The organism is Halopelagius fulvigenes (genome assembly GCF_055398025.1).
Genome location: NZ_AP043846.1, coordinates 1737584 through 1764419, shown reverse-complemented (window position 1 = coordinate 1764419; position 26836 = coordinate 1737584). Strand labels below are relative to the sequence as shown.

General features: G+C 64.0%; 23 protein-coding genes, 5 tRNA genes and 1 pseudogene. 12 read left to right on the top strand and 17 right to left on the bottom strand.

Annotated features, from left to right (window positions below):
- Window positions 1-46 precede the first annotated feature (46 nt).
- Window positions 47-2233, top strand: a complete 2187-nt coding sequence (katG, locus tag ACZ522_RS13825) for a catalase/peroxidase HPI (RefSeq protein WP_379698479.1) — start codon at window positions 47-49, stop codon at window positions 2231-2233.
- Between the two features lie 318 nt (window positions 2234-2551).
- On the opposite strand, the gene ACZ522_RS13820 is transcribed toward katG, so the two are convergent.
- A complete protein-coding gene (locus tag ACZ522_RS13820) occupies window positions 2552-3148 on the bottom strand; it encodes a dihydrofolate reductase family protein (RefSeq protein WP_379698481.1) in 597 nt (198 codons plus the stop codon).
- Between the two features lie 292 nt (window positions 3149-3440).
- On the opposite strand from ACZ522_RS13820, the pseudogene ACZ522_RS13815 reads away from it, so the two are divergent.
- Together ACZ522_RS13815 and ACZ522_RS13810 are read left to right on the top strand one after the other, a co-directional pair.
- Window positions 3441-4960 (top strand): annotated as a pseudogene (locus tag ACZ522_RS13815) (sensor histidine kinase).
- Window positions 4961-5181: 221 nt separating this feature from the next.
- On the top strand, window positions 5182-5529 hold the full coding sequence (locus ACZ522_RS13810; RefSeq protein ID WP_379698483.1) for a DUF7344 domain-containing protein: 348 nt from the start codon (window positions 5182-5184) through the stop codon (window positions 5527-5529).
- 400 nt (window positions 5530-5929) lie between these two features.
- Here ACZ522_RS13810 and ACZ522_RS13805 read toward each other — a convergent pair whose 3' ends face one another.
- The 3 genes from ACZ522_RS13805 to ACZ522_RS13795 all read right to left on the bottom strand — a co-directional run bounded on the left by ACZ522_RS13805 (window position 5930) and on the right by ACZ522_RS13795 (window position 9458).
- On the bottom strand, window positions 5930-8974 hold the full coding sequence (locus tag ACZ522_RS13805) for a PAS domain-containing sensor histidine kinase (protein ID WP_379698485.1): 3045 nt from the start codon (window positions 8972-8974) through the stop codon (window positions 5930-5932).
- Window positions 8975-9200: 226 nt separating this feature from the next.
- Window positions 9201-9275, bottom strand: a tRNA-Ile gene (locus ACZ522_RS13800).
- A gap of 110 nt (window positions 9276-9385) precedes the next feature.
- Window positions 9386-9458: transfer RNA gene (locus ACZ522_RS13795), tRNA-Asn, on the bottom strand.
- A 142-nt stretch (window positions 9459-9600) separates the two neighbouring features.
- Here ACZ522_RS13795 and cca point away from each other — a divergent pair.
- Window positions 9601-10968, top strand: a complete 1368-nt coding sequence (gene cca / locus ACZ522_RS13790) for a CCA tRNA nucleotidyltransferase (RefSeq protein ID WP_379698487.1) — start codon at window positions 9601-9603, stop codon at window positions 10966-10968.
- Here the strand turns inward: cca and ACZ522_RS13785 are convergent.
- The 4 genes from ACZ522_RS13785 to ACZ522_RS13770 all read right to left on the bottom strand — a co-directional run bounded on the left by ACZ522_RS13785 (window position 10947) and on the right by ACZ522_RS13770 (window position 14886).
- Window positions 10947-11966 carry a histone deacetylase family protein gene (locus tag ACZ522_RS13785; RefSeq protein ID WP_379698489.1) on the bottom strand — a complete coding sequence of 340 codons (1020 nt, stop codon included), beginning with the start codon at window positions 11964-11966 and terminating at the stop codon, window positions 10947-10949. The genes cca and ACZ522_RS13785 overlap by 22 nt on opposite strands.
- 4 nt (window positions 11967-11970) lie before the next feature.
- Window positions 11971-12402, bottom strand: a complete 432-nt coding sequence (locus ACZ522_RS13780; protein WP_379698491.1) for a histone family protein — start codon at window positions 12400-12402, stop codon at window positions 11971-11973.
- Window positions 12403-12552: 150 nt separating this feature from the next.
- On the bottom strand, window positions 12553-14085 hold the full coding sequence (locus tag ACZ522_RS13775) for a single-stranded DNA binding protein (RefSeq protein WP_379698493.1): 1533 nt from the start codon (window positions 14083-14085) through the stop codon (window positions 12553-12555).
- 243 nt (window positions 14086-14328) lie between these two features.
- Window positions 14329-14886, bottom strand: coding sequence for a hypothetical protein (locus ACZ522_RS13770; RefSeq protein ID WP_379698495.1), 558 nt, complete (start codon window positions 14884-14886; stop codon window positions 14329-14331).
- A gap of 141 nt (window positions 14887-15027) precedes the next feature.
- On the opposite strand from ACZ522_RS13770, the gene ACZ522_RS13765 reads away from it, so the two are divergent.
- The 3 genes from ACZ522_RS13765 (at window position 15028) to ACZ522_RS13755 (ending at window position 15634) form a co-directional block, all read left to right on the top strand.
- Window positions 15028-15100 (top strand) — tRNA-Arg (locus ACZ522_RS13765).
- Between the two features lie 201 nt (window positions 15101-15301).
- Window positions 15302-15487 carry a hypothetical protein gene (locus ACZ522_RS13760; protein WP_379698497.1) on the top strand — a complete coding sequence of 62 codons (186 nt, stop codon included), beginning with the start codon at window positions 15302-15304 and terminating at the stop codon, window positions 15485-15487.
- A 74-nt stretch (window positions 15488-15561) separates the two neighbouring features.
- A tRNA-Arg gene (locus ACZ522_RS13755) sits at window positions 15562-15634 on the top strand.
- A gap of 486 nt (window positions 15635-16120) precedes the next feature.
- Here ACZ522_RS13755 and ACZ522_RS13750 read toward each other — a convergent pair.
- Window positions 16121-16357, bottom strand: coding sequence for a DUF7564 family protein (locus ACZ522_RS13750; RefSeq protein WP_379698499.1), 237 nt, complete (start codon window positions 16355-16357; stop codon window positions 16121-16123).
- A gap of 150 nt (window positions 16358-16507) precedes the next feature.
- Here ACZ522_RS13750 and ACZ522_RS13745 point away from each other — a divergent pair, with 150 nt between their 5' ends.
- Entirely contained in the window at window positions 16508-17158 is a 651-nt protein-coding gene (locus tag ACZ522_RS13745; RefSeq protein WP_379698502.1) for a DUF309 domain-containing protein, read from the top strand.
- A 1-nt stretch (window position 17159) separates the two neighbouring features.
- On the opposite strand, the gene azf is transcribed toward ACZ522_RS13745, so the two are convergent.
- A complete protein-coding gene (azf, locus tag ACZ522_RS13740) occupies window positions 17160-17942 on the bottom strand; it encodes an NAD-dependent glucose-6-phosphate dehydrogenase Azf (RefSeq protein ID WP_379698504.1) in 783 nt (260 codons plus the stop codon).
- Window positions 17943-18041: 99 nt separating this feature from the next.
- Between azf and ACZ522_RS13735 the strand changes: the two genes are divergently transcribed.
- Window positions 18042-18386 carry a dihydroneopterin aldolase family protein gene (locus ACZ522_RS13735; protein ID WP_379698506.1) on the top strand — a complete coding sequence of 115 codons (345 nt, stop codon included), beginning with the start codon at window positions 18042-18044 and terminating at the stop codon, window positions 18384-18386.
- A gap of 84 nt (window positions 18387-18470) precedes the next feature.
- Window positions 18471-19022: a DUF5790 family protein gene (locus tag ACZ522_RS13730; protein ID WP_379698508.1), complete on the top strand. Its 552-nt coding sequence runs from the start codon at window positions 18471-18473 to the stop codon at window positions 19020-19022.
- 1 nt (window position 19023) lies between these two features.
- On the opposite strand, the gene ACZ522_RS13725 is transcribed toward ACZ522_RS13730, so the two are convergent.
- From ACZ522_RS13725 to ACZ522_RS13710, 4 genes are all read right to left on the bottom strand, one after another.
- Window positions 19024-19770 carry a creatininase family protein gene (locus tag ACZ522_RS13725; RefSeq protein ID WP_379698511.1) on the bottom strand — a complete coding sequence of 249 codons (747 nt, stop codon included), beginning with the start codon at window positions 19768-19770 and terminating at the stop codon, window positions 19024-19026.
- Between the two features lie 57 nt (window positions 19771-19827).
- Complete coding sequence (locus ACZ522_RS13720) at window positions 19828-21759, bottom strand: ABC transporter ATP-binding protein (protein ID WP_379698514.1); 1932 nt, start codon at window positions 21757-21759, stop codon at window positions 19828-19830.
- 89 nt (window positions 21760-21848) lie between these two features.
- Window positions 21849-22118: a DUF7538 family protein gene (locus ACZ522_RS13715; protein ID WP_379698517.1), complete on the bottom strand. Its 270-nt coding sequence runs from the start codon at window positions 22116-22118 to the stop codon at window positions 21849-21851.
- Between the two features lie 21 nt (window positions 22119-22139).
- Window positions 22140-22664, bottom strand: a complete 525-nt coding sequence (locus ACZ522_RS13710) for a DUF192 domain-containing protein (RefSeq protein ID WP_379698520.1) — start codon at window positions 22662-22664, stop codon at window positions 22140-22142.
- 86 nt (window positions 22665-22750) lie between these two features.
- Here ACZ522_RS13710 and ACZ522_RS13705 point away from each other — a divergent pair.
- A tRNA-Val gene (locus ACZ522_RS13705) sits at window positions 22751-22823 on the top strand.
- A gap of 557 nt (window positions 22824-23380) precedes the next feature.
- On the opposite strand, the gene ACZ522_RS13700 is transcribed toward ACZ522_RS13705, so the two are convergent.
- Together ACZ522_RS13700 and ACZ522_RS13695 are read right to left on the bottom strand one after the other, a co-directional pair.
- Entirely contained in the window at window positions 23381-23986 is a 606-nt protein-coding gene (locus ACZ522_RS13700; RefSeq protein WP_379698523.1) for a hypothetical protein, read from the bottom strand.
- A gap of 249 nt (window positions 23987-24235) precedes the next feature.
- Entirely contained in the window at window positions 24236-24883 is a 648-nt protein-coding gene (locus ACZ522_RS13695; RefSeq protein ID WP_379698526.1) for an NADPH-dependent F420 reductase, read from the bottom strand.
- 311 nt (window positions 24884-25194) lie between these two features.
- Here ACZ522_RS13695 and ACZ522_RS13690 point away from each other — a divergent pair, with 311 nt between their 5' ends.
- On the top strand, window positions 25195-26196 hold the full coding sequence (locus ACZ522_RS13690; RefSeq protein WP_379698529.1) for an ion channel: 1002 nt from the start codon (window positions 25195-25197) through the stop codon (window positions 26194-26196).
- 8 nt (window positions 26197-26204) lie between these two features.
- Here the strand turns inward: ACZ522_RS13690 and ACZ522_RS13685 are convergent, their stop codons facing one another.
- Window positions 26205-26699, bottom strand: a complete 495-nt coding sequence (locus ACZ522_RS13685) for an FxLYD domain-containing protein (protein ID WP_379698532.1) — start codon at window positions 26697-26699, stop codon at window positions 26205-26207.
- Between the last annotated feature and the right edge of the window lie 137 nt (window positions 26700-26836).

Sequence of the window (26836 nt, the reverse complement as noted above, 5' to 3'; positions counted from 1 at the left end):
TTGCGAATGAGGCAACCTTAACACGGGACGGGTCGATTGTCCGGTGATGGGTAAGTCCAACCGAGACTGGTGGCCGAACAGGTTGAACTTGGAGATACTCGATCAGAACGCTCGCCGCGCCGATCCGATGGGCGAGGACTTCGACTACGCCGAGGAGTTCCAGACGCTCGATCTCGACGAGGTGAAGGCCGACATCGAGGAGGTGATGACGACGTCGGAGGATTGGTGGCCGGCCGACTACGGCCACTACGGACCGCTCTTCATCCGCATGGCGTGGCACAGCGCCGGCACGTACCGCACCACCGACGGCCGCGGCGGCGCGTCCGGCGGCACGCAACGTTTCGCACCCCTCAACAGCTGGCCCGACAACGCGAACCTCGACAAGGCGCGCAGGCTGCTCTGGCCGGTCAAGCAGAAGTACGGCCGCAAACTCTCGTGGGCCGACCTGATCGTCCTGACCGGGAACGTCGCCTTAGAGTCGATGGGCTTCGAGACGTTCGGGTTCGCCGGCGGGCGCGAAGACGAGTTCGCGCCCGACGCGGCCGTCGATTGGGGCCCCGAGGACGAGTGGGAAGCGTCCGACCGCTTCGACGAAGAGAGCGAGCTCGAAGAACCGCTCGCCGCCACCGTGATGGGCCTCATCTACGTGAATCCGGAGGGACCGAACGGCGAACCGGACCCGGAAGGGTCGGCGGAGAACATCCGGCAGGCGTTCAGTCGGATGGCGATGAACGACGAGGAGACGGCCGCGCTCATCGCCGGCGGACACACGTTCGGGAAGGTCCACGGCGCGGACGACCCCGACGTGCACGTCGGCGCCGTGCCCGAAGAGGCGCCGATCGAGCAACAGGGCCTCGGCTGGGAGAGCAGTCACGGCTCCGGGAAAGGGAGCGACGCGATAACGAGCGGAATCGAGGGGCCGTGGAACTCCACCCCGACGCAGTGGGACATGGGCTACCTCAACAACCTGCTCGATCACGAGTGGGAACCGGAGCGGGGCCCCGGCGGTGCGTGGCAGTGGACCACGAAGGACGATTCGCTCGACGGCGTCGCACCGGGCACCGAGGACTCCTCGGAGAAGGAGGACGTGATGATGCTGACGACGGACGTCGCTCTGAAGCGGGACCCCGACTACCGGGAGATAATTGAGCGCTTCCAGGAGAACCCCGAGGAGTTCCAAGACGCCTTCGCGAAGGCGTGGTACAAACTCATCCACCGGGACCTGGGCCCGCCGTCCCGGTTCCTCGGCCCGGAGGTCCCCGACGAGGAGATGCTGTGGCAGGATCCCGTCCCCGACGCCGACTACGACCTCATCGGAGAGGAGGAAACCGCCGAGCTCAAGGAAGAAATCCTCGACTCGGACCTCTCCGTCTCTCAACTTGTCAAGACCGCCTGGGCGGCGGCGTCGACGTACCGCGACAGCGACAAGCGCGGCGGCGCGAACGGCGCTCGCATCCGCCTCGAACCCCAGAAGAGCTGGGAGGTCAACGAGCCCGCGCAGCTGGAGACGGTGCTTTCGACCTACGAAGCGATTCAGGAGGAGTTCAACGGCTCGCGGTCCGACGACGTGCGCGTCTCGCTCGCCGACCTCATCGTGCTGGGCGGCAACGTGGCCGTCGAACAGGCCGCGAAGGACGCCGGGTACAACGTGGACGTACCGTTCGAACCCGGCCGCACCGACGCCACGCAGGAACAGACCGACGTCGAGTCCTTCGAGGCGCTCAAACCGGAGGCCGACGGGTTCCGTAACTACCTCGGAGACGGCCACGACCAGTCGGCCGAGGAGTTGCTGGTGGACAAAGCCGACCTCCTCGATCTGACGGCCGACGAGATGACGGTCCTGGTCGGCGGCATGCGCGCGCTGAACGCGAACTACCAGGACTCCGAACTCGGCGTCTTCACCGACCGGCCGGAGACGCTGACCAACGACTTCTTCGTGAACCTGCTGGACATGAGTTACGAGTGGGAACCGGCCTCGGGGTCCGAAGACAAAGACATCATGGAGCGGGAATCTCCCTCGGAGGACATCGACGACGTCTACGAGTTGCGCGACCGCGAGACGGGCGACGTCGAGTGGAAGGCTACCCGCGTGGACCTCGTCTTCGGGTCGAACTCCCGGCTGCGAGCCATCGCGGAAGTCTACGCGCCCGACGACGCGGAAGAGGAGTTCGTGCGCGACTTCGTGGACGCGTGGAGCAAGGTGATGAAACTCGACCGCTTCGACCTCGAGTAATCTCGGTCGAGAGCCTCCGGACCGGCGACCGCGTCCGACACCTCGACGGTGCGTAGCCGCGGTCCCCGCTCCGACCTCGCAGACGGCTGGTAGGGAGATACCGAGTCCGACACCCTGACGGAGTCGAACGGTGGTCGTTCCGCTCGGTTCACTCCCGAGTTGACATCACAGTCGTCTCTCGGGGACAGCGAGGGGTCTCTCTCGTCCCCACTCGCCGAAGTCGATTTCCGATTCTCCAACGGTCTCCCCTTCTCGTTCGTCGTGGAGACGGCCCGGTCCGCGTTCGTTCCGGTGAGAGAGGACGGGGGGTTCGATCGGTTAGTTCTCGGTGGACTGCTGAACCTCGTAGGTGAGAACCGCAAAAACGTCCCCCCGTTTCTCCACATCGACCAGTTTCAGGGGCGGATCTGTGATCCGACGGGGCAGTAGCGGCGCACCCGAAGCGAGCGTGACGGGAGCGACGCTGAGAACGATCTCGTCCAAGAGACCGCGGTCGTGGAACTGTCCAACGAGGTCGCCGCCGCCGACGAGCCAGACGTTCTCGCCGTCTGCGGCCGTCACCATGTCCGCGTGGACGGGCGCAACGTCTCCCTGCACGAAGCGGATGTCCGCACCCTCGACCGCCGGCAGTTCCCGAGTGCTGAACACCCACGTTGGATCCTCGTACGGCCACTTTTCCGGGTTCTCCAGGAGGTTTTCGTGCTCGACGATCCACTCGTACGTCGTCGAGCCCATGGCCACGGCGCCGATTCGATCCATGAATCGGGCGTAATCGTCGTTCACGCCCTCGATCTCCTCGATATCTCCGAACTGAAAGAGCCAATCGAGGGAGTTGTCCTCGTCCGCGAGATACCCGTCAATGCTCGTTGCCGTGTAGTATTGGGTCTTCACTGGCGATCTCTCTATGTCCTTCAACGCGCTTGGCTGCCCCGGTCGTCCTCACCACGCTCAGAGAGCTGGTATCAGAGTGGTGCAGAAGACCGATGGGCTCTGACGGATTCGAACGTCGGTCACTCACTCCGCTCGCAGATCTCCAGTGAGGCGGATTGGAGAGGGCTCATCGCCAGTCCAACGGAGTGGTAGCGACTGGCGACTGATTCTCCTCTTCGGTGTGAATACACCAAATCAGACCGGCGCAAGCGAGATGAATGATCTCATCGAGTTCCGCATAGTAACGCTATAGGAGCCTCCTTGCGGATTACGGATAATGGGCCTAAGGGGATGGACCTATTCCGACGTTGTTGGGAGGCAGTTTATCGTCGCCCTCGGTGGTATTTTCGTCGCGCTGGCAGTCAGCTATCCGTTCCTTCCGATCGTTACCGATGCGTCGTCCAACGTCTGGGCAGTACTTGGTGTTCTGGTCGGTATTCCGGGCCTCGTCCTGTCGTACGGTGGCTATCAGTTGCCCCGCTCCGACATCCGTTGCGAACTCTATCCGACCGTCGGGAAGTGGTGTCTCCGCGGTATTCTGGTCGGCCTCGCCATCCTCGCTCCAATCGTTCTCGCTAGTGACGAGCCAGATATCGTCGGAAATACGCTCTTACTCACGGCATTAGGTAGTTTCGCGGGCTTCGGCGCGGGGAGGTACGACGCGCGAGCCAAGACCCGGCAACTCGAACTCCAAGAAACGGTCGATCGACTCGAAGCCTCGAACGAGCGCCTAGAACGACACCGGCAGTACACCGACGATATTCTCGACGCGATCGACGACGTGTTCTATGTGATAGACGAAAACGGGTCTCTCAAACGTTGGAACCGGAGCCTCTCGGAGGTTACCGGCTACACGGACGAGGAGATATCCTCGATGGCTGCAGCCGACTTCTTCGATGACGACGACCGTGATGCCGCTATGGCTGCGGTCCGAAACGGCTTCGAGAGCGGCTCGGTGAACGTAGAGATCGATGTACGCACCGAGGACGGCGATACCGTCCCCTTCGAGTTCGTCGGATCCGCGCTCGAGGACACGTCCGGAGACCCTGTTCTGGCCGGCATCGGGCGTGACGTTACGGACAGGGTCGAACGCGAACAGCGGTTCAAAGAGTCCAACGAGCGCTTAGAGCAGTTCGCCTACGCCGCCTCCCACGACTTACAGGAGCCCCTCCGGATGGTGTCGAGCTACCTCCGACTCCTCGAACGTCGGTACGGCGACGAACTGGACGAGGACGGCGAGGAGTTCCTCGAGTTCGCCGTCGACGGGGCCGGTCGCATGCGTGATATGATCTACGGGCTACTGGCGTACTCCGCGTTGAGACCCAGGGAGAACCGTTCGAACCGGTGGACCTCAACGAAGTGGTTAGAGACGTGCTCGACGATCTCGGCGTACAGATTACCGAGAGTGGTCCCGACATAGACATCGAGGAGTTGCCGCGTGTGGTGGGAGACAAAAGTCAGCTGCGGCAGGTGTTTCAGAACTTGGTGAGCAACGCGCTCGAATACAGCGGGGACGACTCGCCACACGTACACGTTTCCGCCGAACGGAACAGTTCGGCGTGGAAGGTGTCGGTCCGGGACGAGGGAATTGGGATCGAACCGGACGAGCAAGATCGTATCTTCGAGGTGTTCCAGCGGCTCCACGCTCCCGGCGAGCACGGAGGCTCGGGCATCGGGCTGGCACTGTGCGAGCGGATCGTCGAACGTCACGGCGGCGAAATCTGGGTCGAATCCGAACCGGACGAGGGATCGACGTTCTCGTTTACGCTTCCGACGGAGGACGACCACGACGAGTGAGCCCGCGGGTGGCGAGCAATCGACATCTCCCTCGTCGCGGATGGTGAAGCCGGACGGCGTCGGTCAGTTGTACACATCTCCTGAGCGGTCAGTCCGACGAGTGATTGCGAAGCACCCAATCTTCAGTCGGAAGAATTGGATTAGATGACATACATTCTCCAGCTCACCAAACTCTTTAGGGAGATATTTTTCATAGGTAGAGTACATCCGGAGAAGTAGAAATGGCAGTCAAACAAGACGGCACTCCGTCCGGGCGTTCGACGATTGACTCTCTCGCCGTCCTTGACGACAAGCACCGACTCGCCGCAGTCGGTATCCTCGCAGCAAAAGACCGTTCAGTCACCCTCTCGTCTCTTGCAGAGGGGGTTGCCGCGGAGATACGAGACGTCGAGCGAGGGAAGATACCCAAGCGGGATATCGAACAGGTGGAGATAACGCTCCACCACAACCACCTGCCGAAGTTGGACGATGCAGGTGTTCTCGAATACTCCCCCGAGGACCACCGCGTCGTTCCGACCGACGGCCTGAAAACAGCAGAGACGCTCACGAAAACGATCGATACGAACTAACGGTCTCGCGGGCTCTTTCGGATCTCGTGAGGTTTTCGAGAGGAGGTGTTCGTGACGGTAGGGTTACCCACCGGTCGAAGTCAGGGATAGCTGATGTCGAACGGTGTATCTTACATCGGCCTCCGTGGCAATTATCCTAACAACGTAGGGGTGTGACATATGCCAGTCCGCAGTACACTGTACGTTGTATGGCAACGAATATTTCCTGCGAATCTTGCGGATGCAACCTGTTGGCGTTCTCATCCCTCGGTGCGAAGCCAATCGGGAGAGACGAATGCCCCAGGTGTGAAGGCACGGATTTTTCCTTTACCAAGTAGTCCGTCCGCAGGCGGGAGGCCGACCTTTGCGATAAAGCGAGAAATCCTGAGCGAAGCCGGCGAACAACAGTCGGTGGTATGTCTTACGTCTCGAAATTACTCGCAACAGGGAGTGTGAACGAGAACGTCGAACCCCGGCCGGGGTCGGACTCGACCCAGACATCGCCGTTGTGGCGCTCGATGATGCGCTCAACCAGCGCGAGACCGATACCAGTGCCTGCGTGTTCGTCCCGGGTGTGCAGGCGCTGGAAGACCTCGAAGATGCGGTCAGTATCCTCCGGAGCAATACCGACGCCGTTGTCCTCGACGGACACGAGCCACCGGTCGCCGTCGCGCTCGGCGTCGATGTGGATCCGCGGGGGTTCGTCGTCGCTGTACTCGATGGCGTTGTCCAGCAGGTTCTGGAAGACCTGCCGTAACTGCCCACGATCGCCCTCCACGCGAGGGAGGTCTTCGGCGGTAATCTCGGCGTTGCTCTCTTGGATCATTACTTGCAGGTCGTCACAGACCTCCGAGAGGACATCGTCGAGGTCGACGGCCTCGAACGGTTCCCCCTGGGTCTCAACGCGTGAGTACGCCAGCAGACCGTCGATCATGTCACGCATCCTGTCGGCGCCGTCGACGGCGAACTCGAGGAACTCCTCGCCGTCCTCGTCCAGTTCGTCGCCGTACCGACGTTCAAGCAACTGCAGATAGCTCGAGACCATTCGGAGCGGCTCTTGGAGGTCGTGGGAGGCGGCGTACGCGAACTGTTCGAGTCGCTCGTTGGACACCTCTAGCATACGTTCGTATTCCCGTCGCTCGGTCACGTCTTGGATCACGATCATGCCCGCGTACACCTCGCCGTCGGCGTCACTGACAGGGAGTGTGTGGGCGTGCAGATGTCGGCCGCGGTATTCGATTTCGAAGGAGCCTGCCTCACCGTCGAGTGCGGCCCGGAAATGCGGTTCTAACTCCTCAACCAGATCCGATGTATGGAGTTCAGTAAAGCGGTGTCCGATTCGATCCTCCGGGCCGTAGTCGAATCGGTCGAAGAGCTGACCGCCAATAGCGGTGTACTGCAGGTCCTCATCGAACAGGCCCACCGCTCCATTCGGGAAGTTTTCGGCCAGCGTTCGGTAGCGGCGTTCGGACTCCTCGAGCGCGCGTTGGGCCTCACGGCGTTCGGTGATGTCTGTTAAAGTAGCCACGCCGCGGGTCACCTCGCCGTGCTCGTTGCGGACGGGCATCCCCTCCAGCCGGACGACCCGGCGCTCGCCGTCGACCGCCTCGATCTCGTAGATGTCCGGGTCGAGTACCTCCTCGCCGTCGATGACCCTCGCGAGCGTCATCTCGTCTGGCTGGACGCGCTCGCCGGAATCCGCGTCCCAGACCGGGTACTGCTCGTACTCCTCGACGGACTCGACGTCGAAGACATCGCCGCCCCAGATCTCGTGTGCAACGTCGTTGGCTTGGACGATCCGCCCGTCGGCCTCCGCGACCACGACACCGACGGGAAGGACCTCGAAGAGGGTCTCCAGCTGTTCGTTGTTCCGCTGGAGTTCTAATTCGGCGCGTTTGCGTTCGGTGATGTCGGTGAGCGCCCCCGGGAAGCGGATCGGCTCGCCGTCGTCGCACTCGACGTGCCCGCGAGCGACAACCCACCGGAGATCGTCGTCAGCATTCCACACGCGGTATTCTTCCTCGTAGTCGCCGCACGTCTCGACGGCCTCCTCGATTGCCGCCGTCACTCGCTCACGGTCATCCTCGTGGATGGCTTCGATAAACTGATCGAGCGACACACCCTCGCGGGCGACATCAGGATCGATGCCGAACGTCCGAGCGAACGTCGTACCGACGACCATCTCGTCCTCTGGAATATGCCATTCCCAGGTCCCAACCGCGCCGGCTTCTGTCGCTGCCTCTAACCGCGACTTGGCATCCTCGAGGTACCGTTCGTATTCCCGGCGCTCGGTAACGTCGCGAGCGATGGCGAGGACGTACTCCTGATCGAGGTCAACGTAGGAAGCGTTGACCTCAACCGGGTACGTCGAACCGTCCTTACAGCGGTGGTGTCCATCGAAGGTCAGTTGCCCCTCGGCACGCAGTTCCTCGACGAACGACCGCCACGCCTCCTGGTCGGGAATCTCGGTTTCGAGATCCGTGACCGTGAGCTCAAGGAATTCCTCACGCGAGTACCCCCGCCGCTTACAGGCAGTGTCGTTGACGTCGAGATAGCGGCCCGTCTCTGGATCCACCACCAGCACGCTGTCGTTCGAGTGATTGAGCAGGGTGCGGAACAACTCGAGTTCGCGCTCGTGCTGCTTGCGCTCGGTGATATCGCGGTCAGAAACGATGATGGACACGACCTCACCGTCGTTGTCGGTGACGGGTCGGTAATAGCCGCTGATGGTGTACGGCTCGCCGTCCGAGCGGGTGAGGTCGGCCTCGAACTCGACGTACTCGCCCGCAGCCGCCTGCTCGATCCACTCTTTCACCTGAGACTGGACGCCGTCGCCCTCGCCCCACCACGGCGTCTCCCAGAACGGCTCGCCCCGTACATCCTCGAGATTGGCGTCGACGTACTTCATGGCCGTCTGGTTGATGTCCCGGACGGTCCCATCGGGGTCGAGCAGGCCGACGAGGATGTTGGGATCCTCGAAGATGGCCTCGTACCGGCGCTCTTTCCGCCGGAGTTCACGTTCGCGCTCGCGGAGCTCCTGTTCCGTCTGTTTCCGGTCCGCGATGTCGCGTACGACCCCGATGCTCCCCTCGAACGTCCCCTCTTCGACGAGCGGGTGTAGCTCTAGTTCGCAGGGGATGGTCTCGCCGTCGGCCATCCGGGCGGTGAACTCGATCGGTTCGCCCTCGCGGTCGCCGTCCACAAATCGCCGGTAGATCTCGCGCTGGATGCGATCGGCGTCCTCGTCGTCAAGCACGATCGAAGCGTGCTCGCCGAGAAGTTCCTCCCGGGCGTAGCCGGTCAACCTAACTATGGAATCGTTGACCGCGACGAACCGCCCCTCGGCGTCGAGCTGATAGATGCCATCGTCCACCATATTGACGAGCGTGGAGTAACGCTCGACTGCACGCTCGCCGGTAGCGTCTGCCCAAAACCCACCCTCTGGAGTCCCGGCTTGATCGCTCATACGAACAATGATGAATCTCGGGGAGGAAAAGGTCGTTGTGTACTGGCCGGGCCCGGAATCGCTCTTGGATTGAATACGATGAGACGGCGGTTGATCAGTAACCGACGTAGTACTTGTCGTGCTCTCGTCCCAACTCGTCGGGCTCCATCGGAGGGAGATCACTCCGAGTTCGATTCCGTCACAACAGAATCGAAGCACTGCTCGCTTACGCTCGCGGGTTTCTTCATGGGCCCTGACGGATTCGAACCATCGACCACTCGGTTATGAGCCGAGCGCTCTAACCAGGCTGAGCTAAGGGCCCTCGTACGTTCACCACTTCCCCCGGGCACCTCTTTAGCGTTGTCGTTGTCCGCCGGACGAACCGACCGACGGAGCCCCGACTCGGCGGTCGGAGACGAGAGGAAGTGGAAGCGCCGTCGCCAGGACTCGAACCTGGGACCACCTCGTTAACAGCGAGGTGCTCTACCAACTGAGCTACGACGGCTCGGGCTTTCTCCGCACTCCTTCGTACACCGAGGTTGTTTGTAGGGCTTTCGTTTTGGAGCGATAGTGCGCCTTGTCACCGTGCGTCCGGCGGCGGACGCACCGACACCCTTTCGCCCGCCCGCGGTGAAGCCGAGACGACCATGGCCGACTCGGAGGACATCTCGCGCGTCGTCGAACGCGTCCGGGAGCGAATCGACCCGGACGAGGACGAACGGACCGCGCTTCGCGAGACCGCGTCCGCGCTGACTGCCCGCGTGGCGGACGAACTCGCGGACCTCCCGGTCGAAGCCGACGTGATTCGGGTCGGGTCCACCGCCCGCGGGACGTGGCTCTCCGGCGACAGGGACATCGACCTGTTCGTCCGCTTCCCCGCCGACGTAGATAGGGAGTCGCTGGAGTCCTACGGCCTCGAAATCGGCCGCGCCGTCCTCCCCGACGGGCGCGAGGAGTACGCCGAACACCCGTACGTCACCGGCGAGTTCCGCGGCTTCGACGTGGACCTCGTCCCCTGTTACGACGTCGAGGACGGGTCCTCGCTCCGGTCGGCGGTGGACCGCACGCCGCACCACAACGCCTACCTCCGCGAACGCATCGACGACGGACTCGCCGCGGACGTGCGCGTGTTCAAGCGCTTCCTGAAGGGCATCGGCGCGTACGGGAGCGACCTCCGAACGAGGGGGTTCTCGGGCTACCTCACCGAACTGCTCGTCTTGGAGTACGGCGGGTTCGAGGAGCTCCTTCGGGCCGCCGCCGACTGGCACCCGCCGGTCGTCTTCGACCCCGAGGACCACGGCGAACGGTCGTTCGACCATCCCCTCGTCGTCGTGGATCCGACCGATCCGACGCGGAACGTGGCGGCCGTCTGCTCCGCGGAGAACGTCGCCCGACTCCAACACTACGCCCGCGCGTTCCTCGACGAACCCGACGAGTCGTTCTTCTTCTCGCCGGACCCCGACCCCCTCTCGCCCGACGAGGTCCGCTCGCACGTCGAACGGCGGGGAACGACGCCCGTCGCCGTCGTCTTCGACGCACCCGATATCGTGGAGGATCAACTGTACCCGCAGCTCCGCAAGTCGCTGTCGGGCGTGCGGTCGGAGCTCGACCGCCGGGGGTTCGGTCCCCTGCGAGCGACGACGTTCGCCGAGGACCGGGCGGTCCTCTTCGTCGAGCTCGCGCACGCGACGCTTCCGACCATCTCCCGCCACGAGGGGCCACCGGTGCACGTTCGCAACCACGCCGAGGGGTTCTACGACGCCTACGCCGACGGTGACGACGACTACGGCCCGTTCCTCGACGGCGATCGGTACATCGTCGAACGGGACAGAGCGTACGCCGAGGCGGCGGCGTTCCTCGAAAGCGACGCCATCTTCGACGTCGGACTCGGCTCTCGGGTGGAGTCTACCCTCGAAGAATCGTACGAGGTGCTCGTCGGCGGGGAGGTGGCGGAACTCGCAGAGACGGAGACGTTCGGCGTCGAGTTCGCCCGTTACTTCGAACCGAGTCCGTGAGCCTCGCGCACGTCCGAGACGAGCGTCTCCGTCTTCTCGTTCGGTTCGTCGTCCGGTTCCATGGGCGACCGGCCGTCGAACGTCTCGTGGACGATTGCGACGCCCTCCGAGAGCGTGTCGAGACCGTACCCGCCCTCTAAGACGAACGCCAGTCCCGCGTCCACGTCGTCGCAGATGCTCCTCACTCGGTCGGTCATCAGCGCGTACCCCTCCGTGGAGACGCGCATCCGGGAGATGGGGTCGTGTCGGTGCGCGTCGAACCCCGCGCTGACCAAGAGGAGATCCGGGTCGAACCGTTCGAGCGCCGGGCGGAGGAGTTCGTCGACGACGAGGAGGTAGTCAGAATCGCCCGCGCCCGCCGCGAGGGGGGCGTTCAGCGTCGCGTTCTCGCCGTCGCCCTCGCCCGTCTCCTCGATTTCGCCGGTGCCGGGGTAGAGGCCGTCCTCGTGGACCGACGCGTAGAACACGTCGCCCCGGTCGTAGAAGATGTCCTGCGTCCCGTTGCCGTGGTGGACGTCCCAATCGAAGACGGCCACGCGTTCTACGTCGAGTTCGTCGTCGTCGAGTACCGTCTGCGCTGCGACGGCGGCGTTGTTGACGAAGCAAAAGCCCATGGCGTCGTCTTCGACGGCGTGGTGCCCCGGCGGGCGTCCGAGGGAGAAGGCGGTGTCTCTCGCGTCCGCGCCCTCGACCGCTTGGCGGGCGGCCCACTGCGCGAGGCCCGCCGACGCGAGGGCGGCGTCCCACGTCTCCTCGGAGGCGACGGTGTCGGGGTCCCAACTCCCGCCGCCGTCCTCGCAGAACTCGCGGATTTCGGCGACGTAGTCGGGGTCGTGGACGGACGCCACGTCGTCGTCGGTGGCGGGGTCGGCGTCCACGTACTCGACCCCGTGGCGCTTCGCGAGGGCGCGCCTGATGGCGCGGAGTCGGTCGGCCGTCTCCGGGTGTCGTTGACCGGTGTCGTGCGCGAGACAGGTCTCGCTGTAGCCGAACTGCATCGGTCTACTCGAAGAGGGCGAAGTACGTCTCGATGTCTTCGGCCTGTATCGTCCGCCGGTCGGCGTGGCGTGCGAGCTTCGCGGCGGCGCTCGCGACGTTGTCGGCGTAGTCCTCCAAGATGTCGGCGAGTGCGATGCGCGCACCCATCGACACACGATACCGGTCGTCGATGTCGAGTCGGGCGATGCGGTCCACGGGGGCGATTGGCAGCTCCAGTTCCTCCCGTTCGACCACCTGTTCGACGCCGAAGTCCTCGGCCATCAGGGTCTTTCGGCCGTCTTCCTCGGCGCGTTCGGCCGCGTCGGCCGAGAGGTCGGACCCGCGACGTTGGATGCGCCGGGCGAGTTCCTCGGACGCGTCGGCGCTGACCCGAAGCTCGCCGGCGTTGCGCCGGATAATCGTATCGACCGGGGCGAACGGTAACTCGACGCTCATACCCTCATATGCCGTCCGTGCGGCGTATAATCCTTTCCGTAGCGGCTCTCGTCGGTTCTCGGCACCTCTCGAGCGCTCTCGACGCCACGAGGCCGGTGTCACCGCTGCGCGCGCCGTTCGCTCGCCGAAAGGGGGAGCGTCGCCCGCCGTCTACCGGTTCTCCAAGGCGACTTCGGTCGCCTCGATACGACCGTCGCGCACCGCCCCGCGAACCGTGACCTCCTGACCGAGTTTGAGCGACTCGTTCGTCTCCACGCTCCGCGTCTCGGTGCCGTCGTCGAGGACGACGGGGTCGCCCGCCTGAACGACGGTCCCCGTGAACTCCTCTATCTCGCCGTCGTCGGGGTCCGGCTCCGAGGACCCGCCGGACGACGAACTACCGGACGACGAACTGCTGGACGACGAAGCGCCGTTCGCCGCGGACGGGTCGGACGACCCGCCGGAGTCGCCCGTATCACCGGACTGCGTCTGGTGGCCTGACGAGCTTTGCTCGTCAACGTCCTCGAACGCGCCGAGTCCCTGCGACTGCGACTCCGACTGCGACCCGTCCGCGCCACCCGCGGCGTTCGCACCGTCGGGAGCCTCGTCCATCACGCTGATAGTGGACCGCCACCCGGCGGAGGCTTCGAGGTCCTCCTGCCAGCCGTCTTTTATCTCCACGTCCGTGAGGACGACGTAGTCCGCGAGGTCGACGTCGGTGTCGGCCTTCTCGCCCCACATGGCGACGCGGATGTCGTCGGTGTCGTCTTTCACGCGGATGTTCCGAACCTGTCCCTCGGACCCGTCGTCGCGATCGAACGTGCGCTTGGGGTCCGTCTCGATGACGCCGCCCGCGATGTCGACCGTCTCGCCGAGTTCGAGGTCCGCGATGTCCGTCGTCTCGGGGACGTACTCGATGTCCTCGTCGAGTTCCTCGACCGCGCCGCGGTTGCCGACGTGGAGTTCGAGCGACCCGTCGCGTTCGCGGACGTACCCGTCCACGACTTCGACGGTGTCGTCCGGTTCGAATTCGTCTACGAGGTCGGCCTTCTCGTCCCAGAGGGTGACCCGGATGCGGCCGGTCGGGTCGCCCACCGTCAGGTTGGCGACGCGGCCCTCGGACCCGTCGTCCCGGTCGAACGTCCGCACCGAGTCGGTGCTGAGGACGCGACCCTTCAGATTCACGTCAGAGAGGCCGAGCGAGAGGTCCTCGACGCGGTAGGTGTCCTGCATCTGGACGTCGACTTCGGCGTCCGGGTCGGGTTCGACCTTGTCGACGCTGACCTCGACACCGTTGTACCCCTCCTTGGGTCGGCCCGCGATGCGGAGCACGTCCCCCGCTTCGAGGCTTTCGAGGGCGTCCACGGCGACGTTGTCCCAAAGCGAGATGCGGATGCGCCCCGTCTCGTCGGCGACTTCGACGTTGAGGACGCGGCCGTCCTCGTCCTCGCCGTCGCGTTCGAAGGTCCGGAGTTCGCCGATGCTCATCACCTTGGTGAGGAACTTCACGTCCTCCATGCCGGGTTCGATGTCGGCGACGCCCTCGACCTCCTCGTCGCGGAGTTCGTGCGCGATGAGCATCGCCGCCGTCTCCTCGTCGGCGAGTCCGCCCATCTGTTCGACCTTGTCCTCCACGGCGGCTTCGAACTTCTCGAACGGGACGTCGGTTTCGAGGTCCTCGTAGACGTCTTCGATCGCACCCATCTACTCGACACCTCCGTCCCGTCGTCCGCGTCCGACGCTGCGAAGAGAGAAACCCGTGGTTCGGGCGATAGCGGCCATAATCCTATCATCGTCCAAGGTAGGCCCGCGCTTAAGCGTTGTCTTCGCGGGAGTACCCCGGCGCAGTCGGGCGATTAGGTCGACGAGTCGGAACACGGGAAGCCGTGGCCGCCCGGTCGTACAAAAAGTCTCGTCTCGGCGGCGACTGCGCTCGAAAGCGGTCGCTCAGCGCTCCTCGCGGGCCACCTCGCGCTTCCCGTTCACGTCGTCGTGGACGACGACGACGGCGGAGGGGACGGTGCCGTCGAGTGCGACGCGCGCCTCGTAACCGAGGTTCTCCAGCGCCTCGGTGCACATCTCGTCGTCGTCGCGTTCCTCCACGGCGGCGACGACGAGCGTCACCAGCCCTTCCTGGCCGTCGTAGGAGAGGTGTTCCAGCGAGGGGACCGTACAGCCGTTCTTGCCGACGATACACCCGGTGACGGTCACGCCCTCGTCGTCGAAGGCGACGCTGGCTTCGCCCGGCGACGGGCACTCGTCGAGGGGGGTGAGCGACGACTCGGTGAAGCGGGGGTGCGTCCCCGACGCGCCGCCGCCCGACCCCGTCGTCGGTAACTCGTCGGTTCCGGTCGCGTCCGTCTCGGTTCCCGTTTCGGTCTGTTCTGTTTCGGTCTGTTCCGTGTCGGTGGTCTCTCCGTCGGAGCCGGAGGAGCCTCCGAGGCAACCGGCGAGGGCGAGTGGGAGGAGCATTGCAGTTCCGGCGAGGACCGTTCGGCGGTTCATACCTGACAGTCTCGCCCTCGGGAAATAGCCGTATCGTAAGCACAAACGGTCGTTGGTGCTTTCCGCGCGGCGGGGTGGCACACCGCGAGGGAGTACCCGCATCGCAAGCCATTTCAAAGGGTGCCGCCAATCAACGAGTGAGTCCTGATAGGGTAGTGGACTATCCTCTTGGCTTGCGGAGCCAGGGACCGGAGTTCAAATCTCCGTCAGGACGCTCATTTCATTCGCGACCTGACTTGCCCTACGCTCGCGTTCGCTCGCGTAGGACTCCGTCAGGACGTCGTTCTACCGAGGCAAGACGGCGAGAGCCTTCCGTGGCTCTCGCCTCTGCCGAGGATGTTGACTCAGACACGGAGATTTGAACAGGGAGCGACCAGAGAGCGCCATTTTTGAGAGTGACAGGTAACAGAGGCGTATGGACAGATTGAGTCGGGTTCTCGTCCGGTGGAAACTCGTGTTCGGCATCCTGCCGGTTCTGTTCGTCGCACTCGGTGTCCTCTCGGAGAACTTTGTGGCGGTGGCCGGCGGTGTGTTCCTCGTCGGAATCGCGCTGAGCGTCGTCTACCTGTTTGCCGAGTACGCGCCGGCGTCGGCCGAGTAGTTAGGTGGTGCCGTCCGAACGTCACTCGCACACATCGTAACCGTCTTAAGCAAACGAGGTGTAGCGAAGGATGAGTCCTGATAGGGTAGTGGACTATCCTCTTGGCTTGCGGAGCCAGGGACCGGAGTTCAAATCTCCGTCAGGACGTTCACTTCGTTCACGACCTGACTTGCCCTACGCTTGCGTTCGCTCGCGTAGGACTCCGTCAGGACGCTACTTTCCGAGAACTACACCGCGAGAGCCCTCTATGGCTCTCGCGTCCATTCGAGGTTATGCGGTCACCACGGAGATTTGAACAGGGAGCGACCGAAGGGAGCGACTGAGTTCAAATCTCCGAGAGGGTACTCACTTCGTTCGCACCCTCACGTGCTTCACGCTCACATCCGTTCGCGTGAAACTCCGTCAGGACGTTCACTTCGTTCACGACCGACTTGCCCTACGCTCGCGTTCGCTCGCGTAGGACTCCGTGAGATCACTTGTGGCCTCACGTGGCCCCGTTCACGCTGTTCACGGGGCCTCCGTCAGGACGTTTCTGCGAGGCGCTACGCGACGAGCGACAGAGAGAAGGGAAAGATTCTGCAGTCTGGAGGCCACGTTCGGCCGTCCGAACAGAGCGTTCGTACCCGACGCGGACTACTCCTCGTCGTACCTCGACGGAACGTCGTGCTCGTCGTCGCTCTCGTCAATGGGGCGAACCGACGGCGTGCGACGCTTTCGAATCGGCCGCGGCGACGGGTCGCGAGAGGAGTCGTCCTTCGGCGAACCGACCCACTTCTCGTGACAGTCCGGGCAGTAGTTGCCCTTGTACGTGCTGGTGAACGAATACTCGGAACCGCAGGCGACACAGACTGGTTCGTGCGTTCGCTTCATTCCGTCACCTCCAGAATGGTCGGATTGCCGACTCGTTTCATGTGCTATCACGGGGCCTACGGTACGAATACGTATAAGCGTATCACCGCGCCGCTGAGGCCCGAACGGGCGAGCGTCGGCTATTTAGGACGCGGACGACGTGTCCGGAGTATGGAACGAATACTCCGCGTCGGGGCGGCGGTGTTCAACGCGGGCGACCACCACGCCGCCCACGACGCGTGGGAGTCGCGGTGGCTCGAACTGGCGGACGGGACGCCGGACGAGCGACTGCTCCACGGCCTCATCCAGTACACGGCGGCCGTCCACCACGCGCGGAACCGAAACTGGAGCGGTGCGACCGGGTTAGCGACGAGCGCGCGCGAGTACCTCGGGGACGTGGACGATGCGGACGAGAACTACCGGGGCGTGAACGTCGGCGCGGTGCGGCGGTATCTGGGTCGCCTCGCCGCGGACCCGGAGTTCGCCGAACGCGCGCGCCCGCTTCCGTTGCGCATCGACGGGCGAGTCGTCCGGGCCGACGACCTGCCGTTCGAGGGGGTCGTCGACGCCGCCAGAGTCGTCGCGGAGGACTACGACGCCTACGACGAGGCGGTCATCGAACGCGCGGTGGAGTACGCGACGGAGGAAGTGGAGGAGGACGACCCGGGCGTAGGCGGCGGGCGGTCGGGGACGCGGTACGTCGCGTTCCTGTTCGACTTCGTCGGCGACAGGGAGAACCGCGATATACTCTACGAGAGGCTGTTCGCGCACGTCGAGCGAGAACGCGCGAGAGAACGCGACGTGTCCGGACTGTTCGAGTGAGTCACTCCTCGTCGCCGCCTTCGTCTTCGAATTCCGCGGAGTTGTCTATCGGGTCGAAGCCGAGAACCTCCTTCGCGCGGTCGATGGAGTAGTACTTCCGGTCGTTGTTGCTGATGCCGTAGACGGTCTCGAACTCGTAGTCGGCCTCGATGCACCGCGCGAAGAGGTGCGCGCAGTCCCGGTACGAGAGCCACATCGCCTGTCCGCGTTCGTAGTCGACGGGCGGGTGGCCCTCCGTCAGGTTGCCGATGCGCACGTTGACGACGGAGATGCCGTACTCGTCGTGGTAGTAGCGGGTGAGAATCTCGCCCGTCGCCTTGCTGACGCCGTAGAGGTTGCTCGGGCGGGGGAGTTCCGTCCCGTCGAGTCGGAAGTCGTCGTGCGAGCGGTACAGGTCGGGCGTGCGGTCCGCCGTCTCGTAGTTGCCGACGGCGTGGTTCGACGAGGCGAAGGCGAACTTCTCGACGCCCGCCTCGGCGGCGGCTTCGAGGACGGTGTGCGTCCCGTCGATGTTGTTCTGCAGGACGCTGTTCCACGGCGCTTCGGGTCGCGGGTCGCCCGCGAGGTGGATGACCGCCCGGACGCCGGAGACGGCTTCTTCGACGGCCTCTCTGTCGGTGATGTCCGCGGCGTACACCGCCTCGTCGGCGACCCCCTCTGGAATCTTGTCGTCAGACAGCGGTTCGCGGTCGAGCAATCGCCAGTCGTAGTCGGTCCCGATGTGGCGGAGAATAGCCTGACCGACGCGCCCACCCGCCCCTGTCAAGAGAACCGGGTCGTCCATTCGGTCGTTACTGGGCGAAGGATGGCTAAGAAAGGCCCGATTCGCGTCTGCGAGGAGCCGAGGCGATACGCCTATCTTCGGGCGGACGAGAGAGACCCCATGCCGAGTACAGCAGAGACGGCCTGCTTCGAGGCGGGAATCAAGTTCGGGTCGCTGTACCACCAGTTCGCCGGGACGCCGATCAGTCCCTCCAGCGCGGACTCCCTCGAGAGCGCGATGGAGGACGCGATAGAGAACCAACCCCACTGCGAATCGGTCGAGGTGGACATCCTCGTGGACGACTTAGCCTCCGAACTCGCCGACTCGACGGCGGACTACGCGGAGTTGACGGGACGGTTCATGGAAGTCGAGATGACCGTCGAGTACGGGGGGACGCGCGTCCGCACGCGGATGGAGATGGAGGACGACTACCCCACCATGCGTCTCGTCTCCGTCGAGGACTGAACGGGCGTCAGAACCCCTCCCGGCCGAGATTTCACTTTCACTTTCGGGCATGTATTTAAACTACCGCGCGTCGAAGTGACGGGTATGAGTAGTCAAAGCACACTCGGGGACGACGACCTGTTCGGAGAGGCCGCCGAAGAGATGCGCTCTGAGGTCGAAGAGCACCTCGACGCCGTGCGGGACTCCCTACCCGACGCCGACGCCATCTGGGACACCGAGGCGCAGAACGTCCTCGGCGTCCTCAACGGTCTGAAGTCCGCGCTGGACGTCGAGGAGGCCGAGGAGAACCTCCGGCAGGCGAAGAAGACGTTCATCGTCGGCCAACGCGCCGACGCGTTCGACGACCCGGACTCCCTCGAATCGGAGATAGCGTCCGTCCAAGAACTGCTGGAGACGGTGACCGACGCCGAGGAACTCGTCGGCGAACTGACCAGCACCATGCCCCAGTTGCGGAGTCAACTGCAGGACGCCGCCGACGCGGCCGAGGAAAGGGACGCGGACGAAGCGGATACCGATGAAGCGGATACCGACGGAGCGGACGCCGACGAAGCGGACGCCGACGAAGATGAAGATGCGGAGGAAGAGGAAGCGGACGCCGACGCAGACGAGGACGAGGACGAGGAAGACGAAGAGTAACTCAGCCCCGCCGACGCGGCCGTTCGACGTCGCGTTCGGCGACGGCGTCGAGGAGTTCGGCCAACGACTCGGCCGACAGGTCGAGGAGCGCTTCTCCCAGCGACGCGTCCCCCTGCGTCGGGTCGCCGACCACGCCGTTCTCGGTGAACTCCGCGGAGTCGTGCGCGAGATTCACGCCAGATACCCACTCGCCCCAGCGGTCGCTCCCGCCCGCCGCGGCGTCCTCCACTCTCTCCTCGCGGACGAGTTCCGGCCGGAGGTGTCTGAGGAGGGCGGTCTCTAGGGGTCCGCCGTGGCCCATCTTCGCGGCGTGTTCGCCGACGGCGTCGAACCACGTGAACGCCACCGCGTAGGCGTCGCCCTCGCGGGTTATCGTCCCCGTCACCTCGCGCAGGGCGTCCACGTTGCCGCCGTGACCGTTGACGACGACGACGCGGCCGAACCCGTGTTCGGCGAGACTCGCCACCGTCTCGCGGACGGCCGAGCGGAACGTCTCCGGCGAGAACCACACCGTGCCGGGGAACTGGCGGTGTTCGGCGGCGACGCCGACGGGGAGGGTCGGAGCGACGGCGGCGTCGCCGTCGTACGCCTCGACGCCGGCCTCGGCCACCGCCTCGGCGGTGAACGCGTCCGTTCCGAGGGGGGCGTGCGGGCCGTGCTGTTCGGTGCTGCCGACGGGTACCAGCGCGATGTCCGTCTCCGCGGCGAGGTCCGACACGTCGGTCCACGTCGCCTCCGAGAGTCGCATACACGGCGGTGTGCGCTCGGACGGCTTGTAACCGCCGGATGCGGACGGGACGATACCTCAGTCGTCGTCGTCGTTCTCGACGCTCGTCCGCGAGGCGCGGCGACTCGCCCGTTCGACGAACTCGTCGGGGAGTTCGTCTATCTCGCCCGCTTGGACGCCCCACAGGTGGGCGTAGAGGCCGTCCTCGCCGATGAGTTCCTCGTGCGTGCCGCGTTCGACGATTCGCCCGTCTTCGAGGACGACTATCTTGTCGGCGTCCTTGATGGTCGAGAGGCGGTGGGCGATGCTGAACGTCGTTCGGTCCTCCGTCAGACGGTCCAAGGAGCGCTGGATGAGCATCTCCGTCTCGGTGTCCACGTCGGAGGTCGCCTCGTCCAAGATGAGAATGTCGGGGTCCCTGAGGACGGCGCGGGCGATGGAGAGACGCTGGCGCTGGCCGCCGGAGAGTTTCACGCCGCGCTCGCCGATTTCGGTGTCGTAGCCCTCCGGGAGGTTCCGGATGAAGTCGTGGGCTTCCGCGGCCTTCGCGGCCTCGACCACGTCCTCGTGGTCGGCGTCGAACGACCCGTACCGGATGTTCTCCTCGACCGTCCCGTAGAACATGAACGTGTCCTGTCCGACGTAGCCGATGGCCTGCCGGAGGCTCGGAATCGTCACGTCGCGTACGTCGGTGCCGTCGATGCGGACGGCTCCCTCGTCCACGTCGTACATCCGGAGGAGGAGCTTCAGGACCGTCGATTTCCCCGCACCGGTCGGGCCGACGAGCGCGAGGGTGTCGCCGCCGGGAACCTCGAAGGAGATGTCCTCGACGATGGTCTCGTCCTCGTCGTAGCCGAACGTCACGTCGTCGTACTCGACGCGGCCGTCGCCGACGACCAACTCCTCCGCGCCGGGATCCTCCTCGATGCGGGAGGGTTCGTCCATCAGGCCGAACATCCGAGCACTGGAGGCGTACGCGCGCTGGTACATGTTGATGATCTGCCCGAACTGCGCCATCGGCCAGATGAACCGCTGGGTGAAGAGGATGAACGTGACGAACTCCCCGGGCGCGAGCGTCCCGGTGAAGAACCACGGCCCCGCGCCGTTCAGCACCCAGAGGCCGCCGACGGTGAACGTCAGGACGAAGCCGATGCCCGCGAGGATGCGCAGGCCGGGGAAGAACTTGATGCGGGTGTCGATGGCGTCCCAGTTGGCGTCGAAGTAGTCCATCGACACGCCCTCCACCCGGTCGGACTCGTAGGACTCCGTGTTCGACGTCTTGATGACGGAGATGCCGCCGAGGTTGTTCTCCAACCGGGAGTTGACCCGCCCGACGGAGGAGCGGACTTCTGCGTACTTCGGCTGGATGGTCTTGATGAAGAAGTAGGTGAAGACGGCGATGAGGGGCACCGGAAGTAGGGCGACGAGGGCGAGTTGCCAGTTCAGCCAAAAGAGGATGCCGGCGATGCCGAGGACCATGACGCCGAGGCGGAACGCGGCGTTCATCCCGTCGTTGAGGAACCGTTCGAGGCGGTTCACGTCGTTCGAGAGGATGGACATCATCTCGCCCGTCTGCTTGTCGGCGAAGAACTCCATGTTCAGCCGTTGCATCTTGTCGTAGGTGTCCGTCCGAACGTCGTGTTGGATGTTCTGCGCGAAGGAGTTCCACCCCCAGTTACGCGTCCAGTGGAACGCCGCCCCGCCGAAGAACGCGACGGCGATGAGGCCGATGGTGAACCACAGTTGCGCGTCCCGCGCCGCGGGAAGCCACGCCTGCGGGAGGATGGGGAGGTCGAACGCGCGTTCGTCGAGGAAGATGGCGTCGACGGCGATGCCGAGGAGCAACGGCGGCAGGAGGTCGAGCAGTCGCGCGCCCACGCTTGCGAGGACGCCGACCGAGAACTGCGGCAGGTTCCGCCGCCCGTACTCGGCGAACAGACGCCGCATCGGATTCTCGGCTCGCTCCCGTTGTTCCTCGAACGGGTCGTCGTCGTCCGGGGAGGTAGCCATTACCCCGTCTTCGGGGGCCCAGCACACTAAACCGTTTGATACGAACCGAAACAGTCAGCGCGGCGAGAGCGACGCGGACCGGCGACGGCCTACAGCACTCTGCCTTCCACGTCCGGGTCGATGGCCGCCTCGGAGAGGTCCTCGCGGATGCGCGCGCGGAGGGGGTCGGGGACGGTGTTCCGCCCGACGGGAACCGCCGTCTCGCCGTCGTCTTTCACCTTCCAGTAGAGGACGCACTCGGAGGGTTCGTAGAACTCGATGCTGTAGTGGTCGTCCGCGCCCCGGTAGTGGACTCGCGCCGCGAACTCCTCTGCGCGCCACCCCTCTAACTCGGCGAGTGCCTCGACGTGTTCACCCATGCTCTCGGCTTCGGGGCCGCCTTACGTCGTTGTTTTGCCTTCCGAATAGTCGCCGATTCGGATGCGGTCGCCCTCGTCGATGCACGACCGGTTCGTGTAGCCGTAGGGAACTTCGAGGACGTACTTCCCGGTGCCCCTGTATTTCGTCAGTTCCTCGCCGGAGGTGCCCTCGGGCGGGAGTTCGGCGTGGTGAATCTGCGTGATGGTGCCGTTGGCGTCAACGAAGACGATGTCGAGGGGGAAGGACATCTCGCGCATCACGTACGCGTGTTCGCCCTCGTTCTGGTGGACGAACAGCATCCCCTCGTCCTCGCCGAGCGATTCGGTTTCGCTGAGTCCGGTGTAGCGCTTCTGGTGGGTGTCCGCGATGCGGACGTCGACGGTCGCCAGCGTCTCGTTGTCCGCCTCGTCAAGAACGGTGACCGTCGTCCGTTCGTACTCGCCCGTCGGGAACGCCGCGGGGTTGAACGCGTAGACGGCACCCGTCACGGAGGCGAGGACTAACACCGCGAGTGCGGCGGTAGCGAGCGTCTGCCGCGAGACCATACACGGAGATAGGACGGAGTGCGCCTAAGGATTCCGGCGACCGAATTGGAAACCGTTATCCCGACGTGGAAGTAGAATCGAGATGCGGGCTCGTAGTCTAGGGGTTATGACGCGTCCCTTACAAGGACGAGATCGGTGGTTCGAATCCGCCCGAGCCCACTTCTGACGCTAACGCTGATAATCGACAGACGGCGTTGAGATTCGTCGCCGGGCACGGTCAATAGGCATGCCCCCATGAATAGTTAACTTGGGTGATAAGACTGCTTTTTCGATAAATGTATGTGTTGACACAGAAATCAGTCGATATGGAACGAAGCAGAGCGCTCACAGTTTATCTCATCGTTCCGTGTTTTCTCTATGGAACTGCCTTCGTAATCGTGTTAACCCAGTTTTCGGATGTAGTCGGTACCAGCACGCTAAGACTGTCTCACACGATATGCGGAGCGCTTATAGCGGTAGTTCTACTCGCCAAAAAGGACGAGCTATCAGCCGATGAATAAGCAGCTCTTATCGACCAGCTGTTTCAGACTAAAATGCGTCTAAATTATAGTATTTAAACGTATCTGTCTTTCAAAGTCGGTGGAGCCAATTCATCTTCACTTCGTCGGGAGATTTAGAATCGGTCGAAGTGAGGCTTCTCCGTTTCATCTGTAGTCGCAATCGAATTTCCTTCACGGAATTCTTGCCAGCGACGACCGTAAAGAGGAGAGCGATGGTCAGATTTCGTACCCCTCGGTTTGCAGCGCACGCCTGGCCGCTTGATCGAACCGTACCCGGAGGCCAGGTTCGAACGTCTCGATACGCTCGTCGGATTCCATCAGTTCGGCGTACCGTTCGTCACCGCCGGACTCGTCGTCGAGAGCGTGGTACTTTTGGGTGAATTTCCGGCCGTCGTCTCCGTAGAGGACCACGACGATAGATTCCTCACCCGTCTGTTCTTCGTTATCCGACTTCTTCGCCCCCCCGGTGACGTTCGTCCGGTCGAAGCTGGTGAGGTTCGTGCTGAGGCTACCGATCGCGAGTTTCTTTTCCAGCGACTCACGCTCCCATTCGCGCTGCTCGCCCGTTTCCGTATCCGTCCCGACGACCCTCTTCCGCCCGATCTCTTCGACCGTCCACTTTCTCAGGGTCGGAGAGTCGAGTTCCTCCTCCGTTCGCGAACGGATATCCCCCTCTTGGATAACGTCGCCTTCTTCGACGCGGATGTACTGTGGAGTCTCGGCGGGAACGTCGATGAATATCTCACCCGACTCGGTGTTGACTAGCGCGTCTGCTCCGTCGATGGTACGGGATATCAATTTTCGAACTTTGTCGGTGCTCATTGCTTTCACCCAATATAATTGGTTCTGAACCGACCTAAGGTTGACGATATTTAGTACATATCCTATAATTCCGTATGTTCGTTCTAAAACAGACGACGCTTCTCGTGCCGATACGTCCTCCGTATCCAGCAACCAGTTTGTGTCACCACCGAGGGCACTCCGGGAGGGAAAGGGAGAGCGCGGATGGACCACGGTGAGCCATCGTGTTCGAGATCCACCCGAAACACCCAGACAGACGCCGTTGCAGGACTATCGGGCGACCGCAAACGCGTGCGACCACGTATCAAACTCGGCGCCGACCCGAACCCAGAGGGGGACGAGAGCCTCCAGATACCGGGCCGACGTGATATCGCCGACGTCGAGTGCACCCGGCCAGCCCAGTTCGACGAGGATAGCCTCGGTTCGCTCCTTCGCGTCGGCGTCGTCGCCGCAGATCATCATCGGCGGCGTCTCCTCCTGGAACACGGAGTCGATCATCTGAGCGTTCGAGACGGTGTTGAAGCACTTCACAACCCGTGCGTCGGGGATTCTCGCCTGAACGCGTTCGCCCAGGGAGTCAGTCCCGCCGAACAGGAGGTGCGGCGGCATCCCGCCGGAGAAGTCGAGGGGGTTGGTGGTATCGAGGACGAGTTTGTCCGCGAACGTCTCGGCTCCGACCAAGTCGAGGACATCCGCCGCCGCCTCGCCCAAGACGGCGAGGACGACGAAGTCGCAGTGCGCCGCGGCGGCGGCGAACGACCCGACGGACACGGTGCTGTCGGTCTCGTCGGCCCACTGCCGGAGCGTCTCCGGACTCCGCGTTCCGAGTTTCACGTCCCATCCGTGGCGGGCGAACCCGCTGCCGAGGGCCTGTCCCACATCTCCGCTTCCGAGGATACCGATTCGTTCATTCGACATAGAGTATGATAAGCCATCTCAGGCAATAAGGTCGCGTCGCGGACGCGGACTGTCGCGTTTCCTCCGCCGCGGACGAGACATCCGACGACGCGGCATCGAGTTGTCGAGGATTCCTAGCGCGCCTTCGACATCTCCCGGCACCCGTCACTCGCGAAGACATACAGACGAGAGCGTATTCGAAGCGTCTCGACCAATCCTAAGAAAGTTACCAGTTGGCCCGCAACGGCGTCTATGTCGAACCACCGACTCGAACGGGAGCACCGCAGTTCCGAGACGAGAGGCGACGGAGGGGTCCGCCTGTTGGACTCGTCGTGAATCCGTTCTATCTCCTTCTCGGTGCGGCGATGTTGGTCCTCGTCATCGCAGACCTCCTGTGGACGACGCTGTGGGTCGACGGCGGCGCGGGGCCCCTCTCGTCTCGCCTGTCGAATGGGGTGTGGCGTCTCCTCAGGCGTGTCGGAGAAAGGCACTCTCGACTGCTGAGTCTCGCCGGCCCCCTCATCTTGACGCTCACCCTCGCCACGTGGGTCGGACTCATCTGGTTCGGATGGACGTTCGTCTTCGCGGGCGGCGAGAACGCGCTGATAGACACCCGCGACGGCGGCCCCGTCGATTGGACCAGCAGGCTGTACTACGTGGCCTACACGATGTTCACCGACGGGAACGGCGACTTCACGCCCAACGGGAGCGTCTGGCAGATGGCGTCCTCCTTCACGACGGCCAGCGGGATGCTGTTCGTGACGTTGGGCGTCTCGTACGTGCTCGCCGTCCTCGGAGCGGTCGCCGAGAAGCGCGCGTTCGCGAACAGCGTGACCGGATTAGGGCTCGAAAGCGAGGAGTTCATCCGCTCGGCGTGGAACGGCGAGGACTTCCACAACATCGACCTCATGTTGGATACGATCTCCTCGAACCTCAACCAACTCTCAGAGCAGCACAAGTCGTATCCGATACTTCACTACTACCACAGCGAGGGCGAAGACGAGGCGTCGGCGATGGCGGTCGCGGTCTTGGCCGAATCGACGACGATTTTCGACAAGGGAGTACCGGAGGAGTACGGACCGAACGCCACCCTCATCGAGAGCACCCAGTCGAGCACCCAAGACTACCTCCAGACGCTCGACAACGCGTTCATAGAGCCCGCCGAACAGGCCCCGCCTCCGCCCGACCTCGACCGCCTCCGTCAGGCGGGCATCCCGACGGTTTCGGACGCGGAGTTCGCCGAGGCCCTCGAGGACGCCGACGATTCGCGGCGAAAACTGCTCGGGGCGGTCGAGGCCGACGCGTGGTACTGGCCGTCGCGGGAGAACAGGTAACCAGAGAGTCACGCGGAGATACCGACGGTGGCGATATCGTACGCCGCGATGTCCGAGGCCGAACTCAGGAGGATCACCTCGAACCGCCACCGCGACTCGGGAGCGAGGTCCCGCGTGGTAGACAGGAACTGACCGAGGTGAGCACCGTCGGCGTCGTACACTCGAACGCGAACCTCCGCGTACGCTATCGAGGAACCGCCCGTGTTCGAGACGACGCCTCGCACGGTCGGTCCCTTGTACCCGTCCTGAACCGCGTACTCGTGTGTCTCGAGCGAGAGGGATCGGAGGGGGTTGGCCGCTTGGTTGGCCTCCGTCGTCGCGAGGGCCTCCGCGGCGACCATCTGTTCGGCCGTACGCTGACTGCCGTTCGTCTGGTTGACCTGTCCCTCCCGATACGTCGGTTCCTCGCTCGCCCCCACGCACCCGGACAGGGCCGCCGCCGCGCCGCCGCCACAGGCGACTACGAGGCGGCGACGCGTGATGCGGTCCGAGCGAGCGTTCATCCTCTCACCACCGTCCCGCGGTCCCGACTGGAAGCTAGCACGCCCGAACAGACGCCCGGGAGACATTTCAATATGGTCGCGGGCACCGCCCGCCTTCGACGCCGTCGGGGAGACCGGTCGCCCGACCGGACGCCGAC